The following is an 18,055-nucleotide window of genomic DNA, read 5'->3' on the forward strand; positions in this document are numbered from 1 at the left end:
TTTGAGAGGGGAAGCTCATGAAAACGCATGCGCAAGCGGTTGTAATCGGCGGCGGCCTAGCCGGCTGTTCAATTCTGTATCATCTCGCCAAGTTGGGTTGGACCGATGTGGTCCTGCTAGAGCGGGACGAACTGACCAGCGGCTCGACCTGGCACGCGGCGGCCAACATTCATGGGCTGCATGACAACAACAATATCACCCGCATCCAGCACTATACGATGAATCTGTATAAAGAGCTGGAACAGGAAACCGGTCAAAGCTGCGGCGTGTTCCAGCCCGGTTCGCTCTATTTGGCGCAAACCGAAGAACGCGAACATCAGCTGCGCCTGCAGGAAGCCAAGGCTAAATTCTATGGTTTGAATTTCCACGAGGTCAGTCGCGAGAAGGCCAAGGAACTGCACCCGCTGGCGCAGTTCGACGATATCCGCTGCATCATGTATGAACCCGATGGCGGCAATGTGGATCCCTCGGGCGTGCCCCACGCCTATGCTGCCGGTGCCCGCGCCATGGGAGCAACCATAGAACGGTTCTGTCCGGTGCTAGGTACGGATCAGCAACCCGACGGGTCTTGGATCGTGCGTACCGCAAAGGGCGATATTCACACGCAATGGGTGGTGAATGCCGCTGGTCTTTGGGGCCGCGAAGTTGCGGCGCTGGCGGGGCTGACTCTGCCGTTGCAACCGACCGAGCACCAGTACTTCGTGACTGAATCCATCGAAGAAGTTGCCAATCTGGGTCGTCGCCTTCCGTCAATTGCAGACCGGGATGGCGAGTACTATTTCCGTCAGGAAGGCAACGGATTGCTCATCGGGGCCTATGAGAAGGACATGAAGTTCTGGGCCGAGGACGGTACGCCGCTGGACTTTGCCCATGACCTGTTCCCCGACGATTTGGATCGGATCATGGAAAACGTGATCCGCGCTACCGAACGTGTGCCAGTTGCCGCCACCGCAGGGGTCAAACGGGTGATCAACGGGCCGATGATCTGGTCTCCGGACTCCAGCGCCTTGTGGGGTCCGGTGCCCGAACTGAAGAACTATTTCCTCTGCGGCGGACTGATCCCGGGTTTCTCGCAATCGGGTGGTCTGGGCCTGCTGGCGGCGCAGTGGATGATCGAGGGCGAGCCGCAATACGACATGTTTGCATGGGATCTGGCCCGCTTCGGCGACTGGGCCGACAAAAAATTCACCAAGGCACGGGTTGAGGACCAGTATACCCACCGTTTTGCCATCCACTTCCCGAACGAGGAGCGTAGTGCAGGTCGCCCCGCCCGAGTCCGCCCTGCCTTTGAAATGCAGAAAGACATGGGCTGTGTCTTTGGTCTGAACTGCGGCTGGGAGCATCCCCTATGGTTCGCCGATCAGCCCGGTGTACAGGAAACCAACGGCTTCACACGCCAGAACTGGTGGGAGCCGGTGGGACGTGAGGTACAGATGCTGCGGGAGAATGTGGGCGTCATCGACATATCGAATTTTGCGAACTACATCATCAAAGGACCCGGCGCGCAAGATTGGCTGGATCGCTTGGTCGCCAACCGCGTACCGACCGTGATCGGGCGGTCTTGCCTGACGCCGCTGATCTCTGTCCGTGGCGGCGTGGCTGGCGATTTCACCATAACCAAGGTGGCCGATGACGAATACATGATGATCGGATCGGGCATGGCCGAGCGCTATCATCAACGCTTCTTCAACATGATCGACCTGCCAAAGAACACAACCTTCGAAGTCGCCACGGACCGCATAGCAGGGTTCAACGTCGCCGGTCCGAAAGCGCGTGACCTGCTGCAGCGGCTGACCAATGCAGACCTGTCGAACGAGGCGTTCCGCTTTATGCGCTCGGCCACAATCGAGGTTGCAGGTGTCACCTGTCTGGCCATCCGCGTCAGCTTTACCGGCGATCTAGGGTGGGAGTTGCACTGCGCCGAAGAAGATCAGACCCGCCTGTACGCTGCGCTGCTGGATGCGGCCAAGCTGCTGGATGGCGGCCCCGTTGGCGGCCGCGCGCTGGGGTCGTTGCGGATCGAAAAAGGTTATGGCTCATGGGGCCGTGAGTATTCGCAGGAATACTGGCCGCAAGAGGTCGGGCTGGCGGGCCTGATCAAGCTAGACAAGGATTTCCTGCACAAGGATGCGTATCTGTCGGTCAAGGACAACGCCGCGCGCGAAGTGCTGTCAATCTTCGAGGTCGAAGTCTCCGAGGATGCCGACGCGACCGGCGGTGAGCCGATTTTTACCCCGGATGGTACCCCGGTTGGCCGCGTGACATCCGGTGCATACGGCTATTCGGTCGGCAAATCGCTAGCGCTTGGCTATATAAACCCTGAGGTCGCACAACCTGGTGATACGGTCGAAGTGTTCATCCTTGGCAAGCCCCATAAAGCGAAAATCCTGTCCGAGCCTCCCTTTGATCCGGATGGAAACCGCCTGCGCGATGTTAAACCGGCACTGGAAGGGGCTGCCTGAGCAGCCCCGTTGCAGGTCAGCGGTTCATGCTGGCGGCGGCGTTTAGCAGCCAGTCCTGAAACAGCCTGACCGACGGTGAAACGGGTTTTTCCTTGAGACGCACGAAATAGGCCCATGGGCTGTCCAAATCGAATTCGAACGGTTCGATCAGCAGCCCCCGGTCCACATAAGACCCGGCCAGAGAGCGGGGCAGGGCGACGCAGCCCAACGACTTCGCCGCCATCTCCATTGCCAGATTTGAAGCGTTGGTTCGCAGCCCTTCCTTCTGGTTCAGGTCTGCCAGATCAAAATGGCGTGCGACCCGTTCCCAATAAGCTGGACGACCCAGAATATGGATCAGAGGTGCCTCTTGCAGTTGCGCCGGATCGGTCAGCTGGGCGCCATTGACTGTGAATTCGGGCGCGCACACGACCGCAAGCTTTTCGGCCCACAGCTGCCGCGCGCCCACCGTCACATCGTCAATATGATTGACCGTTATCGAAATGTCCGAGACGTTCGGCTCGACATCAATCCAGACGGTGCCGTGTACCGTCAGGTCGATATCCGGGTGCTGGTCGCTAAAACCCCGGATTACGTCCGGTAGCCAATTCTCGGCCAGGCTGACCGGGCAAGACACGACGACTTTGCGGGTGTGTGACCGCTGGATGACCGATTGTGTGGCCACGTCAATCTCATGCAGAGCATGCCGCACTGAAGGCAGATACGCCTCGCCCACGTCGGTCAGCGACAATGACCGGGCATGGCGCACGAACAGAGGCCGCTGCAAAAACTCTTCGAGCGAACGCACATGGTTGCTGACGGCGGATTGGGTGCAGTTCAGCTCATCTGCCGCGCTGGTAAAGCTGAGGTACCGGGCGGCGGCCTCGAAGGAGCGCAGGAAGATCAGGTGGGGCAGGTTCATCATGGCGATAGGTTCCTGGGCGAGCGGGTAGGTGGTGCGCCGGGAATTCTGTTTCGCGGCGGGAATTGATCTGGTTCATATGCTACAATGGAGCGGAGCCAAAGCTACAAATTTTCCGGGGCCATTGCCCTCGTATTGTTTTCGTGCTGCGATGGGCAAACACACTTAGGTTTTGGCCGAACCCGAAACCTCATCTGTAGGGCATCGTGACCAACACATTTCAAACTATCGCAAAGTTTGCGCTAAATCGAAGGGTGCAGGATTTCCCCGACAGCGCGCTCGAAGCGGCGGCACTGATGCTGCTGGACACGATGGGGATCACCATCGGGTCCGGACCGATGCAGGCCGGTCAGATCGCGCGTGACAGCGCAGTGGCGCTTTACGGTGCGGGCGATCCGGGCCTCAGCGCACGGATGCTGTTCGATGGCCGCAAGGTTAGCGTTGCCGGCGCGGCTTATGCCGCTGCGACTCAGACCGATAATCTGGATGGCCATGACGGCTATAACCCCACCAAGGGCCATATCGGTGTTGCCGTTGTGCCGGCTCTGGCGGCTTTGGCGGAAACGGTCGCGGATTTTTCCGGCCCCGAGGCGTTGGCGACCGTAACTATTGGATACGAAATCGCCGGGCGCGCCGGGATTTCGTTGCATGACACAGTCAGCGACTACCACACTTCCGGCGCATGGAACGCGTTGGGAGTTGTGGCCGTTGCCGCCCGTCTGCGCGGGCTGAGCGCAGAACGGATGCGGCAGGCCATGGGCATCGCCGAATATCACGGGCCGCGCAGTCAAATGATGCGCGAGATTGCCAACCCCACCATGCTGCATGACGGCTCGGGCTGGGGCGCGCTGGTGGGTGTATCCTCGGCAGTGCTGGCCGAGAAGGGATTTACCGGCGCGCCGGCGATCACAATAGAGGCGGATGAGGTCGCGCATCACTGGCGGGATCTGGGCAGCTTCTGGCAGATGGAACATCAATATGTGAAGCCCTATCCGATCTGTCGTTGGGCCCATGCGGCGATCGACGCCACTAGGGCGCTGATGCGTGAATATGGCCTGTCTCATCAGGACATTGCCGCGATTCAGGTGAACACTTTCCACGAAAGTGCCTGCCTGTTTCAGGGTATGCCGGATGACACTTCGAAGGCGCAGTATTCGCTGCCCTTCGCTGTGGCGACGATGGTGGCGCACGGCCGTATCGGGGTCGAGCATATCACCGGCGCGGGCCTCTCCGATCCGCTGGTCGCGGCGATTGTCGACCGTATCTCGGTGGCCGAGACCGCGCGCCATTCCGACCGCTTTCCTCAAAGCCGCGTTGCTGATGTCGTCATGACCTTGACGGATGGGCGGGAACTGGCGTCGGGCGACGTCCACGCGCGCGGCGGGCCCGAGGCACCCATGGACCGTGACGAAGTGATCGCCAAGTTCATGGAGTTCGCCAGTCCACCGCTGGGGGTCAGCCGTGCCGCCGCCATACGCGACGCGGTTCTGGGGTTGCAGTCGCCGGACGCCAAATTCTCGGATCTCGGCGCGCTGATTTATGACGCCGCTGACAACCGCTGAAATCAGGACAACAAAAATGCCGCTAAGGCTGCTGAAATACGGGCTATCCGCCGATTACCCTGTCACCGGAGACATTCCGACCACGCCAGAGCTTAAACCCAGTTACGATGTGGTCATCGTAGGTGGTGGCGGCCACGGACTGGCCTGTGCCCACTACCTATCAAAGTATCACGGCATCACCAATGTGGCTGTGCTGGAAAAGGGTTATCTGGCGGGCGGCAACACCGCGCGGAACACCACTACCATCCGCTCGAACTACATCACCAAAGAGGGCATCGCGTTCTACAAGAAAGGTGTGCAGCTTTACGGGAAGATGAGCGAAGAGCTGGATTTCAACGTCATGTTCAGCCAGCGCGGTCAACTGACGCTGGCCCATACCGAGGCGACGCTACGCTCGTTCCATCTGCGGGCCGAGATGGGTAAACACGCGGGCACCCGGATCGAGGTCGTTGATGCGCAGACGGTCAAGGACCTGTCCCCGCATCTGAATATGGATGAGGGCGGGCCGCTGGAAATCATCGGCGGTTTGTGGCACGCCGATGGAGGCACTGCGCGGCATGATGCGGTGGCCTGGGGCTATGCAGCGCAAGCCAGTAGGCGCGGGGTGGAAATTCATCAACGTACCGAGGTTGAAGGGTTCGACACTGCCGGTGGCAAGATCACAAAAGTGCGCACCAATCGCGGTGATATCAGTGCCGGGCAGGTGATGATTGCTGTCGGGGGCATGAACTACGACATGGCGATGAAAGCCGGGGTAGAATTGCCGATCCGTTGCTATCCGTTGCAGGCGATGGTCACGCAGCCGCTGAAACCGTGGCTGCACACGCTGGTCAGTTCGGTCAGCCTGCACACCTATCTGGTGCAGTCATCGCGAGGCGAGATCGTGATCGGCGGTGGCTCGGACCCTTATCAGCTGTATTCCACCCGCTCGACACTGGACATGAAAGAACATCTGGCCGAAGGCGCGGTACATTTGTTCCCGTTCCTGCACGGGGTGCGTCTGTTGCGACAATGGGCCGGGATTACCGACATGACGCCCGATTACTCACCCATCATGGGTGCCAGCCCATTGTCCAACCTATGGCTAGATTGCGGTTGGGGCACCTGGGGGTTCAAAGCCACTCCGGTGGCGGGCAAGTACATGGCGCAGTCCATCGCCAACCAGAAGGTCGCGCCGATACTCGAACCCTTCACAATGGAGCGTTTCGCCACCTTTGATCTGCTCAATGAAATGGGCGCAACTGCCGCGAGCCACTGACATGAAGATCCTGATCTGCCCGATGAACGGGCCCCGCAATATTAATGAATTCCAGAGCTTCGGCCCTCTGCGCGCCGACCCCGACCCGGATGCAACCAGCGATCAGGACTGGGCACGTCACCTGTTCCGAGCCAACAATTCACGCGGAACGCTGGTGGAATGGTGGCGGCACGTGCCCTCGAACTATTTCTTTCTGGCCGAGCGCAACGCCACCACGAACGAGGTGATCCGCACTTTTGACCCCTCAGAGCTGGAGCAAAGGTGATGGCCCGACTTCCCGCACCCTGGGGCAACAGGATCAATCGAGATGCGCCGGTATCGTTCAGCTTTGAAGGGCAGGCGTTTCAGGGATACGAAGGTGATGTGATCGCCTCGGCTTTGGCCGGGCAGGGGAAGTGGATGCTGTCGCGCTCGTTCAAATACCACCGACCGCGCGGTGCGATGTCGATGGCGGGCACCGAGGCCGATACGCTGGTGCAACTGCCCTCGGACCCGAACGTGCAGGCCGACCGGCATCCGATTTCGGCAGGGCTGCAAGTTAAGGCGCAGAACGTCAACGGATCACTGGCGCGAGACCGCGACGCATTCATGGACAAGCTGGGGCGATTCATGCCGGTGGGGTTCTATTATCGCACCTTCATGGGCCCGACGCGCAATAGCTGGCTGAAACTGTGGGAGCCGCTGATCCGCAAGAAGGCTGGGCTGGGCGTTCTGGATATCAACGCACCGCATGAAGACTACGAAAAGGCCAACCTGTTTTGTGATCTGCTGGTCGTCGGCGCGGGGCTGGCCGGGTTGACCGCCGCCATCGAAGCCGCCGAGGCCGGGGCTGACGTCATTCTGGCCGAGCAGGAGCCGGTCTTGGGCGGTGCGCTGACCTATGGCCGCGATGCCGACAGGCTGTCCGACCTGCTGGCGAAAGTGCAAAGCCTGCCGAACCTCCGCATCATGACCGGTACAGTGGTGAACGGCTGGTTCGAGGACAACTGGCTGCCGCTGATCCGGGGCAACAAGCTGTTCAAGACGCGCGCGCGCGAGGTTCTGCTGGCCACCGGCTGCATCGAACAGCCCGCGATCTTCCGAAACAATGACCTGCCGGGCATCTTGCTGGGCACTGGTGCGCAACGGCTTATGCGGCACTATGGTGTGAAACCGGGCAAGCGCGCGGTGGTACTGGCCGCCAATCTCGACGGTTATCGGGTGGCGCTGGATCTGTTGGACGCAGGCGTAGAACTGGCGGCTGTGGTTGATCCGCGCCCCGGTGGCAGCGGCAGTGAGCTTGGCCAGCAACTGGCAACAAGGGGAACGCGTGTCATTCACGGCGCCGTGGGCGAGGCGCGTGGCAAGACCCATGTTACCGGCGTAAAGGTCGGAGGCGACTGGCTAGATTGCGATCTGTTGGTAATTTCGGTCGGCTATGCGCCAATGTGGCAACTGCCCTGTCATGCTGGCGCGAAACTTGGCTACAATGAAACGGCGGCGCGGTTTTCCCTGTCTCTGCCAGACGCTCCGCTGGGCATTGCCGGGGGTGTTGCCGGTGTCTTTGCGCCTGATGCGGTGGTGGCCGATGCGCAACGCGCGGCACAGACGGCGTTGACTCGTCTGGGGCTGCCAACCCGCGACATCGCGCAGGTCGAAGATGTCGAGGCTGCGTTGACGAATTTCGAACCGGCAATCGCCGGGCATCCCAAGGGCAAGGATTTTGTCGACCGGGACGAGGATATTCAAATCAAGGACCTGCAAAACGCGGTTAAGGAAGGCTATCGCGAGTTGGAGCTGATCAAGCGCTTTACCACCGTCGGTATGGGGCCGTCACAAGGGCGGCACTCGGCGCTGGCCACCGCCCGGGTGGTGGCCAAGGCGACCGACCGCACCATCGGGCAGATCGGCGTGACTACCGCCCGTCCGCCCTTTGGCCCCGAAACGCTGGGCGGGCTGTCTGGTCATCATCACCCGGCAGACAGGCGCACAGCGCTGCATCACGAACATATCCGGTTGGGGGCGGACATGCGCCCGGTCGGAGCGTGGTGGCGGCCTTATTTCTACGGCCCGAAACAAGACGCCAAGCGCCTCATCGAAGAAGAGGTGCATGCGGTGCGCAATGGGGTCGGCGTGCTGGATGTTTCAACTCTGGGCGGGCTCGAGGTGCGTGGCCCGGATGCGGGCGAATTCCTCAACCGCATTTACACCATGGCCTACAAAAAGCAGCCTGTGGGCCGCTGCCGGTACTGCCTGATGACAAACGAAATGGGCACGGTGATCGACGATGGCGTGGCGTATCGGCTGGCCGAGGATCTGTTCTATGTCACCGCCACCACCGGGGCCGTGGCGCGGGTTTATTCGGATATGTTGTTCTGGAATGCGCAGTGGCGGTTGGATGTGGATGTGCTGAACGTCACCTCGGCCTTCTCGGGCTTCAACATTACCGGTCCCAAGGCGCGCCCCGTGGTCGAAGCGCTGGACAGCGACATCGATTTCTCGCGCGATGGATTTGCCTATCTCGACGGGCGTAGCGGCATGGTGGCCGGGGTGCCGGTGCGCGCCATGCGGATTGGGTTCACCGGCGAGTTGAGCTACGAGCTGCACTGCCCCACCAGCTATGCCCACACCCTGTGGGATGCGGTGATGGCGGCGGGTCACGCGCACGAGTTGCGCCCTTACGGGCTGGAAGCCAGCCGGATTCTGCGGTTGGAGAAAGGCCATATCCTGATTGGTCAGGACACCGACGCGCTGACCTCGCCGGATGAGCTGGGGTTCGAATGGGCGATCTCGAAGACCAAGCCGTTTTTCGTGGGCAAGCGCTCAACCGAGATGCGCCGAAACAAAGGCCTGCCGCGCAAGCTGGTCGGGCTGACATTCGACGGGCCAGATGTACCGGGGGAAAGCTGTCTGGTACTGAGGGACGATGTACCGGTGGGGCATGTGACCTCGGTCCTGTGGTCGCCGACGCTGAACACCCATATCGCGCTAGCATATGTGCATGGCGATGACGCTACGCAAGGATCGCAGGTCACGGTGAAGTGCCGCAATGGCAAGCGCGTCGTTACAACTGTGCGCGGCCACACCTTCTTTGATCCTGAAAACAAACGGCAGGAGGTGTGATGATGCGAACCTATCCGCTTGACCCAATGGGCGCTGCTGAAGGCACACCGCTGGTTTCCGGGCAGATTTTCCTGCAGGACCTGACCCATACGCCGCGTTTTGGCCTCAAGGGCCGAGGCACCGTGGCGTTTTTGCAATCGCGGGGCCTGAAGGTGCCAGACGTCAACGAAACCGCCGATGGCCTTCTGCGTCTGGGTCAGGAAGAGGTGGTGGTACTGGATGCGCCTGCCGACCTGTATGCCCGGTGGCAGGTCGCCGCCACGCCAAAGGGCTATTATTCCTGGCGCGAGGAAACCTGGGCCATGATGCACCTGACCGGCCCGCGCCTGTTCGATCTGCTGGCCAAGATTTGCCCGGTCGACCTGTCGCCCGGTGCCTTTCCAGTGGGAAAGATCGCCCAGACCCGCGTGGGCTATGTCGAGGCAATCACATGGCGCAACGACCGCAAAGGTGTGGGGTTCGATGTCCTTTTCGACGTCGCCGCCACTGCTTTTTTCGCCAACGCGGTAGCCATTGCCAGCGCCGAGTTCCAACCGGAGGTACCCGCATGAAATCCCCCACCGTGATCTTGCACACCGATAACCCCGACGCTGCCCGTGCGGTTCTTGCTGAAGGTCATCCCGATCTGCCGATCCACACCTGCGACAGCTACGAGGCGCTCACGGGTTTGATCGAGGATACAGGGGCTGAAGTTGTCTATTCCGTTCGCTTTGCGGGCACCCCCGGCTTTCCACGCGCAGCACTGGTCGAGAACCCGCAAATCAAATGGGCTTCGGTCGGCGGCTCAGGTACCGATCACCTGAACCCTTGGAACCCTGATGAGGTAACGGTGACAAATGCCGCCGGGGTCGCCGCCGATATGATGGCACAATATGCGCTGGGGGCGATGCTGCATTTCACGCTGGATTTCCCGGGCTTTCGTGCCGCGCAGGCGCGGCGGGACTGGATCGGCGGCAAAGTCGAGCCCATCGACAGCAAGACGGTGCTGATCATCGGCCTTGGCAAAACAGGAGAGGCTGTTGCGGCACGATCCAAAGCTATGGGGCTGAACACAATCGGTGTACGGGCCCGCCCGAAACTGACCCCCAACGTGGACGAGGTACACGGGATGGAGGCTTTGCCTGATCTCTGGCCACGCGCTGACTTTATCGTCGTTTGCGTACCTCTGCTGGACAGCACGCGCGGTCTGGTCGGGGCAGGGGCTTTTGCCGTCATGAAACCGACGACGGTGATAATCGACGTCTCGCGAGGTGGGGTAATTGACGAAGCACCTCTACTGGCCGCGCTGGAACAGAACCGGATCAGAGGCGCGGCGCTGGACGTGTTCGTTACCGAACCGCTGCCTCAGGGGCACAGGTTCTGGGAACTGGACAACGTGATCGTCACACCGCACTGCAGCTCGGTCTATGACGGCTGGGATCTGAAATCGGTCCGCATGTTTTCCGAGAACCTGATGCGCTATCGCAAGGGCGAGGTGCTGAACAACATCGTAAATCCACAACGGGGATACTAGGTCAATGGCACGAGACAGACGCAGCGGCGGGCGACGCGGCAAATCCGGGCGCGCGGCGGCGGGAATCGAACAGCTGCCCTGGCAACAGGTGCGCAACAGCTATCCGCCGTTCGAGCTGTTGAACCCTGAACAGATGGATCAGCTGCATACAACCTCGATGCGCATTCTGTCCGAGGCCGGTATCCGGGTGATGGGCGACAATGTTATGGACATTTTCGAACGCGCGGGGGCCATCGTAGACCGCGACACCAAGACCATCCGTATGGACGAAACCATTGTCGCCGAAGCGTTGAAAACGGTGCCCTCGGAATTCACGCTGACCTCTCGCAACCGCGCGAAACAGATTACGCTGGGCGGCGATCATGTGAATTTTGGTTTGGTTGCCGGGCCGCCGAACGTACATGACTGTATCAATGGCCGCCGTCAGGGTAATTATGATGACTATTGCAACTTCATCCGGTTGGCGCATCACTTCAACGCTATCCATCTGATCGGCAATCAGGTGATGGCCCCGATCGAAATGCCCGCCAACAACCGCCATCTGGACACCTACAACGCCAACCTGAGCTATAGCGACCTGAGCTTTCACTGCACCGCTATCGGGCGCGGGCGGGCGATGGATGGCATCAACATGATGGCGATTTCGCGCGGTCAGAAACCCGAGGACATGCGCGGCGATCCGGGGGTGATCACAATCATTTCGGTGAACTCTCCGCGCCTGTTCGACGATGCCATGGGTGACGGCCTGATCGCGATGGCCGAGTATGGTCAACCGGTGACGGTCACGCCGTTCACTCTGATGGGGGCCATGACACCGGTCACGCTGCCTGCCGCGCTGGCGCAACAGAACGCCGAGGCGCTGTTCGGTGTGGTGCTGACGCAGTTGGTCAGCCCGGGAGCGCCTGTCATGTATGGCTCGTTCACCTCGAATGTGGACATGAAATCTGGGGCTCCGGCCTTTGGTACACCGGAGAATGCCAAGGCGAATATTGTCGGCGGGCAGTTGGCGCGGCGCTATGGCATTCCGTACCGGACATCGAATGCAAATGCGTCCAACGTGGTGGATTTGCAGGCGGCATACGAAACGATGATGGCCACCTGGGGCGCGGTTCTGGGAGGGGCTAATATCGTCTATCATGCCGCCGGCTGGCTTGAAGGCGGGCTGACCGCATCTTACGAGAAATTCGTTATGGATATCGAGATCATCCAGAACATGATGGAATTCCTCAAACCGATGAAATTTAACACGGATGAACTGGGCCTGGACACCATCAAATCGGTGCCCACTGGCGGCCATTTCTTTGGCGTCGATCACACGATGGAACGCTATGAAACCGCGTTCTACAAACCGATGCTGTCCGACTGGCAGAACTATGAAAACTGGGAGGCGGCCGGAGCCAAGGACGCCCTGCAACGCGCCACCGAGGTTTGGCAGCAGGCGCTACGCGAGTATCAGATGCCCGAGATGGACCCCTCCGTGCGTGAGGAGCTGGATGCCTATATCGCCAAACGCAAGGAAGAGATCGGCAGCGGCGAACCCTGATGGAATATCGGGGCAGGGGGGTCGACCGCTGCCCCGGTTCGGTTACAGCAGATCGAACAACCGGCCCGGCAGCGCCTCGTGGCGTGGCAGACCCAGCGCCCGCATCATGCAGAACATCATCGCCTGATTTGAGGTCACCACCGGCTTGTCCAGCGTGTCCTCGATCTGCTCGATGGCCTCGACTGCGCGCATGTCGGTGCAGCTGAGCACGACGGCTTGCGCGTCCGGGTGGTCTGCCTCACAGGCGAGGTCGTAAACCTCGTCCGGGGTCAGCTCTCCTTGTCCGTAATTGCCCAGCTCGCGACCAACGTCGGCGCAACGCACGGTTTCGATGTCGTTTGCGGCCATGAAATCCATCGCCTGCGTGTTGATCTCGCCCAGATAGGGCGAGGAAAAGCCCACTTTCGTCACCCCAAGCGCCTGAATGGCAGCGATCAGCGATCCGGCGGCTGTCAGCGATTGCGCTCCCGATCCGGCCTTGATCTGCTGCGCCAGATCGGCGTCGAAAGACGGTCCATGGGTCAGCGTGGCCGAGGTGCAGCCGTACAGCACCACATCTGGCCGCACGCCCGAAATCATCCGCAAATCGTGGCTGATGTCCGAGGCCCCAAGCCCCGCCATCTGGTCAGAACCGGGGATTTCATCGACATCATAACCACCCATGCGCTGGAAATGCACGGTGGTATCCGGGCAGCGCATCAAGGCCATATCGGCCTCGAGGTTGGTGTTGGTGAAGGGCACCAGAACGCCGATCTTGGCCCGGGTACGCGTTTCGTGGCTCATGACGTTACCTTTCTCAGAACGGCCAGACAGCGATCCATTACCGGCGTGTCGCAGATCGTGGCGCGCAGGCAGTCGGACAGACCATAGCCGCCCATACCGCGCATCAGCAGTTTCTCGGCCCGTAGCGCGGCGTCGGCATGTTGCGCCTGCTCGGTCGAGGCAAAGCGGATCAGCACGAAATTGGTGTGGCTGTCCGGTACGATCAGCCCCAGATCGCGGCAGTCCTCCGCGAGCCGATCGCGAATGGTTGCCGTTTTCGCGACCACGTCCCGCATATGCGCCTGATCGCGCATCGCCGCCGCTGCCGCAGCCTGCGAGGCAATCGAGATGTTGTTGGGGTTCAACAGCTTGCGCAGCTCTCTGGCGATGTCGGTGGGGAAATAGCCCCACCCGGCGCGCGCCCCGGCAAGCCCGTAAGCCTTGGAGAAGGTGCGGGTGATCACGGTATCCCCCCGATCAGCCAGCGCGAAAATCTCTGCTGGATCGTTGGCTTGGTCGGCGAACTCGGCATAGGCCTGATCGACCACCAGCAGCACGTCGCCGGGTAGCGCGTTGCGCAGGCGCAGGATGTCGGCATTCGGGATCAGGGTGCCGGTGGGATTGCCCGGGTTACAGACAAACACGATACGGGTCGCCGGGGTGACGGCGGCCAGAACCGCGTCGACGGATACGGTCAGATCGACCTCGGGCGCGGCGACGTATTCGGCCTGCGCCTGCGCCGTGGCCGAGGCCACGAAGGCATAGCCATACTGCGTGCCCAGCACGTGATCGCCGGGCCCGGCAAAGGCGCGGATCAGGCAGCCGATCAGCTCCATCGAGCCCGCGCCACACAGCACCCGCGCCGGGTCGACCCCGTGTACCCCGGCAATGGCCGCGCGCATGTCGGGCCATTCGGGATCGGGGTAGAGCGTCAGATCAGCCAGCGCTGCCTGCCCGGCCGCCACGGCGGACGGACTGGCCGGAAAGGCGCTTTCGTTCTGCGCCAGCGAGATGGTGCCTTCACCACCCAGATCGGCCAGCGCATAGGCGCCCATGGCGCCGACATGAGAAACCGGACGGATCATACGTCACCTCCGTACGCATTGGCGCCCTCGGCACTGACCAAACCGCGTTTGAGGTCCAGCGCCAGCGCATCCGAGTTGCGGTCGCCCGGATCGCCGAAACCGCCACCACCGGGAGTGTCGAAGATCAGATAATCGCCGCCTTCGACCCGCAGCTCTCCCTTGCCGGGAATGTCGCTGTCGCCATCACGGAACCGGATGCGCCCCGGCGCGCCGGGCTGACCGCCCATGCGGCCCAGGGCGGGGAATTTCAGCCGCTCGACCGACAGGAACACGATGAAGGGCGCGCCGTTGGCCGATGTCATCTCGATCCGCTGCCCAAGCCCGCCGCGATACTTGCCCGCGCCACCGGAATCCGCGCGCAGCTCGCGTCGCCAGATGGTCACCGGCGCGACGCTTTCGGTGATCTCCACCTGCGAACCGAACACGCCCGAGGGGTAGGCGGTGGCTGACAGACCATCCGCATGGGGTCGTGCGCCGGTTCCGCCGTTATGCACCGGTTCCACCGCGAATTCCTGCCCGCCATCGCGGGCCACTTCGGGCGCGTGGCGCATCGGCAGGTCGAACATGCAGCTTGCGCCTTCAGCCGGAACTTCATCGGGCAGCGCCTGATGCAGGCAGCCCAGCACCAGATCGGGTGTCACCTGACCCAGCGTGTGCCGCATCGCCACCGGCACCGGGCGCTGCGCATTCAGGATGCAGCCCTTGGGGCCGTCGACGGTGAACGGCTCCAGCGATCCGGCATTGTTGGGGATGTCCGAGCCGACGATGCAGCGCAGCGCGAACACCGTATAGGCGGTGGCATAGTTCAGCGGCACGTTGATGCCCTTGCGCGAACAGCCCGAGGTGCCGGTGAAATCCACATGCATCCCCGATTTACTGACGGTCAGCGCGGCGTGCAGTTCCAGCTCATTCTCATAGCCGTCCATTTTCAGGACGTTTTTGTAGATACCTTCGGGCACCTCGGCGATGGCCTCAAGCGTGCCACGGCGCGAAGTGTCGATGATATAGGACCCCAGCGCATCCAGATCGGTCAGGCCGAACTCTTCCATCATCGAAACCAGCCGGTTCACCCCGGCCTCGCAACAGGCGATCAGGGCATAGATGTCGCCCTCGTTGGCGATGGGCTCGCGGCTGTTGGCGCGGATGATGTCCAGCAGCAGCGCGTTGGGGATGCCTTCCTCGACCAGTTTGCAGGGCGGGATCAGCAGCCCCTCGTCATAGATGTCGGAGCCTTCCGGCCCCATGCCCAGACCACCCAGATCAACCAGATGCGAGGTGCACGAGGTGAAGCCCACAACCTTGCCATCCTTGAACGCGGGCATCATCAGCAGGAAGTCGTTCAAATGCCCCGAGGCCAGCCACGGGTCGTTGGTCATGTAGATATCGCCCGGTTTCATGGTCTGAACCGGGAAGGCGGCGCGCAGATGCTGCACCGCTTCGGCCATGGTGTTGATATGGCCCGGCGTGCCGGTTACCGCCTGTGCCAGCATCCGACCATTGACGTCGAAAATCCCGGCTGAGATATCGCCGCACTCACGCACGATGGGCGAAAAGGCGGCGCGTATCAGGGTCTGGCCTTGTTCTTCGACCACCGCCAGCAGACGGTTCCACATCACTTGCAGGCGGGCGGAGGAAAGATCGGTCGCCATCATGCGCCTCCTTTCTGGTCCTGAACCAGGACGAGGTTTCCTATGGCGTCCACATGGGCCGAGAAATCAGTCGAGACCAGCGTGGTGGTCTGCGGCTCGTGGATCAGCGCCGGGCCGCGCACATGGTCGCCGGACTTCAGATCGGCCCGCGCCACGAAGGCGGCCTGTTTCAGCGCGCCGTCCACATCGCAGGTGATCGGGCGAGTGTCGGGTGCGGTGAAGGTCGTCAATGCAGGTGTAGCGGGCACTGGTGGCACGGCGCTGTCAAGGGTCGCGACGCGCACCGCCCAGTTGAGAATCTCAATCTGCATCCCCGGCACCGGGCGTGAGAACTGCTTGCGATATTCTTCCTCAAAGGCGGTGGTCAGCGGTGCAATATCGTCTGCCGTCAGATGCCGGTCGGGCAGAGTGATCTCGATCTCGTGGCCCTGACCGTTGTAGCGCATGAAGGCGGTGCGGTGGGTTTCGGTCGGGGCATCGCCTGCGCCCTGGGCAACCACGCCTTTGGCTTCGGAAATCATTGCGTCGAACAGAGCGTTGATCTCATCCATGTCCATGCTGTCCAACAGCGAATAGCGCGAGCGGACGATTTCGAACGACACGGGTGCGAACAGGAAGCCCACGGCAGACCCCACGCCCGGATTGGGCGGGATTACAATGCGGCTGACCCCGGCGGATCGTGCCACCCGGCTGGCATGTAACGGCCCGTTGCCGCCAAAGGCAATCATCGTGCGCGGTCCAAGATCCTTGCCCGATTCCACCGCGTGCATCCGGCCCGCGCTGGCCATGCTTTCGTCGACGATGCGGCTGACGCCGTCGGCTGAGCCAACGGCATCGAGATCTAGTTTCGACCCGATCACCCGGCTCAGCGACTGTTTGGAGCCTTCGGGGTCCAGCTCGATATGCCCCTCGGCAAATGTGTCGGGCACGATGTAGCCCAGCGTAATGTCGCTGTCTGTCACCGTGGGCTCGGTGCCGCCGCGCATGAAGGCCACGGGTCCGGGTTCAGACCCCGCCGATTTCGGACCCACGGTCAGGCGTCCCAACCGATCCACCCCGGCGATGGAGCCACCGCCCGCGCCGATCTCGATCATCTCGATCACCGGGATGCGCACTGGCATGCCCGAGCCCTTTATGAACCGCGCGGCGCGGGCGATCTCGAACTGGCGCGAGGTCTGCGGGCGGGCCTTGTCGATCAGGCACAGCTTAGCGGTGGTGCCGCCAACGTCAAAGGACAGCACCTGATCCAGCCCGGTGCGGGCGGCGATGCGGGCGGCCAGAATGGCCCCTCCGGCGGGGCCGGATTCCACCAGCCGGATCGGAAAACGCGCGGCGGTGCGCACGGTGCACATGCCGCCGCCCGCCGTCATCATCAGGATCGGACAGGTCACGCCCTCGGCCTCGAACCGGTCGACGAAACGGGCCAGATAGGTCTGCATCAGCGGCTGGATATAAGCATTGGCGACAGTGGTGCACAGCCGGTCGAACTCGCGCGCCTCGGGGCTGACCTCGGACGAGATCGAGACGGTCAGATCGGGCCGCTTCTCAGCCAGCACATCGCGTAGGCGGCGTTCATGGGCGGGGTTGGCATAAGCGTGCATCAGGCAGATCGCTATGGCCTCTGCGCCGCTCGCGTCGATATCGGCCAGCAGTGCGTCGATGGCCGAGTCTTCGAGCTCGATCAATACCTGACCACCCGCCGACATGCGTTCGCGCACGGTCAGAGCACGCTCGCGCGGCACCAGCAGGTCAGGCTTCTCGAGGTTGATATCGTATTGCGAATAACGCCGCTCATACGCGATTTCCAGGATGTCGCGAAAGCCTTCGGTGGTCACCGTCGCCACCACCGCGCCGCGACGTTCGATCAGCGCATTGGTCGCCAGGGTGGTGCCGTGGATAAAGCCGGTCACCTGATCCAGCGTCCGGCCCGATTGCTGCATTACTCGCGCGGCCCCTTCCATGGCGCCGTCGGCAGGGTTCTGATGGGTGGTCAGGGTCTTGGTGGAGGCCAGGATTGTCTCTTCGCCAGAGACAAGGACCGTATCGGTGAAGGTGCCGCCAATATCGATGGCCAGGCGCAGCGTTTGAGTTGTCATGAGGTCTTCCGAAATTTCTGTAATCGCAGCGTAAAGCAAAAGGCCCGAGGCCCTGCTTTATGCAAGGATCACAAGATCACAGCCGGTTGCGCGGCGGTCCGTAGGATTCGGAATGTCAGTCT

The 18,055-nt window shown here is 61.7% G+C and carries 13 protein-coding genes; 8 read left to right on the plus strand and 5 right to left on the minus strand.

Annotated features, from left to right (window positions below):
* Positions 1–17: 17 nt before the first annotated feature.
* Positions 18–2,462 (plus strand): GcvT family protein, encoded by a 2,445-nt coding sequence (locus tag ACR0BT_RS07460; protein ID WP_480762838.1) that lies wholly within the window; start codon positions 18–20, stop codon positions 2,460–2,462.
* Positions 2,463–2,478: 16 nt separating this feature from the next.
* Here ACR0BT_RS07460 and ACR0BT_RS07465 read toward each other — a convergent pair whose 3' ends face one another.
* Positions 2,479–3,366 carry a LysR substrate-binding domain-containing protein gene (locus ACR0BT_RS07465; protein ID WP_170423129.1) on the minus strand — a complete coding sequence of 296 codons (888 nt, stop codon included), beginning with the start codon at positions 3,364–3,366 and terminating at the stop codon, positions 2,479–2,481.
* Between the two features lie 203 nt (positions 3,367–3,569).
* On the opposite strand from ACR0BT_RS07465, the gene ACR0BT_RS07470 reads away from it, so the two are divergent.
* From ACR0BT_RS07470 to ACR0BT_RS07500, 7 genes are read left to right on the plus strand one after another with little or no spacing between them, the layout of a single operon-like run.
* Positions 3,570–4,925: an MmgE/PrpD family protein gene (locus ACR0BT_RS07470; protein ID WP_170608943.1), complete on the plus strand. Its 1,356-nt coding sequence runs from the start codon at positions 3,570–3,572 to the stop codon at positions 4,923–4,925.
* A gap of 16 nt (positions 4,926–4,941) precedes the next feature.
* On the plus strand, positions 4,942–6,183 hold the full coding sequence (locus tag ACR0BT_RS07475) for an FAD-dependent oxidoreductase (protein WP_480762839.1): 1,242 nt from the start codon (positions 4,942–4,944) through the stop codon (positions 6,181–6,183).
* A gap of 1 nt (position 6,184) precedes the next feature.
* Positions 6,185–6,448 (plus strand): sarcosine oxidase subunit delta, encoded by a 264-nt coding sequence (locus ACR0BT_RS07480; protein ID WP_480762840.1) that lies wholly within the window; start codon positions 6,185–6,187, stop codon positions 6,446–6,448.
* On the plus strand, positions 6,448–9,285 hold the full coding sequence (locus ACR0BT_RS07485; RefSeq protein WP_480762841.1) for a 2Fe-2S iron-sulfur cluster-binding protein: 2,838 nt from the start codon (positions 6,448–6,450) through the stop codon (positions 9,283–9,285). Before ACR0BT_RS07480 ends, ACR0BT_RS07485 begins: the two co-directional genes overlap by 1 nt.
* A gap of 2 nt (positions 9,286–9,287) precedes the next feature.
* On the plus strand, positions 9,288–9,836 hold the full coding sequence (locus ACR0BT_RS07490) for a hypothetical protein (RefSeq protein WP_480762842.1): 549 nt from the start codon (positions 9,288–9,290) through the stop codon (positions 9,834–9,836).
* Entirely contained in the window at positions 9,833–10,798 is a 966-nt protein-coding gene (locus ACR0BT_RS07495; protein WP_480762843.1) for a D-2-hydroxyacid dehydrogenase, read from the plus strand. Before ACR0BT_RS07490 ends, ACR0BT_RS07495 begins: the two co-directional genes overlap by 4 nt.
* A 4-nt stretch (positions 10,799–10,802) precedes the next feature.
* The gene (locus ACR0BT_RS07500) at positions 10,803–12,341 is read left to right on the plus strand and encodes a trimethylamine methyltransferase family protein (RefSeq protein ID WP_480568324.1); all 1,539 of its coding nucleotides are present in this window, start codon (positions 10,803–10,805) and stop codon (positions 12,339–12,341) included.
* A 42-nt stretch (positions 12,342–12,383) separates the two neighbouring features.
* Here the strand turns inward: ACR0BT_RS07500 and ACR0BT_RS07505 are convergent, their stop codons facing one another.
* From ACR0BT_RS07505 to ACR0BT_RS07520, 4 genes are read right to left on the minus strand one after another with little or no spacing between them, the layout of a single operon-like run.
* Positions 12,384–13,124 (minus strand): aspartate racemase/maleate isomerase family protein, encoded by a 741-nt coding sequence (locus tag ACR0BT_RS07505; RefSeq protein WP_170561818.1) that lies wholly within the window; start codon positions 13,122–13,124, stop codon positions 12,384–12,386.
* Positions 13,121–14,188: a pyridoxal phosphate-dependent aminotransferase gene (locus ACR0BT_RS07510; protein ID WP_480562160.1), complete on the minus strand. Its 1,068-nt coding sequence runs from the start codon at positions 14,186–14,188 to the stop codon at positions 13,121–13,123. Before ACR0BT_RS07510 ends, ACR0BT_RS07505 begins: the two co-directional genes overlap by 4 nt.
* Positions 14,185–15,837, minus strand: coding sequence for a hydantoinase B/oxoprolinase family protein (locus ACR0BT_RS07515; protein WP_480762844.1), 1,653 nt, complete (start codon positions 15,835–15,837; stop codon positions 14,185–14,187). The genes ACR0BT_RS07510 and ACR0BT_RS07515 overlap by 4 nt, the downstream gene beginning before the upstream one ends.
* Positions 15,837–17,933, minus strand: coding sequence for a hydantoinase/oxoprolinase family protein (locus ACR0BT_RS07520; protein WP_480762845.1), 2,097 nt, complete (start codon positions 17,931–17,933; stop codon positions 15,837–15,839). Before ACR0BT_RS07520 ends, ACR0BT_RS07515 begins: the two co-directional genes overlap by 1 nt.
* Positions 17,934–18,055: the final 122 nt, after the last annotated feature.

It is taken from the genome of Ruegeria sp. CJ6 (assembly GCF_056536665.1).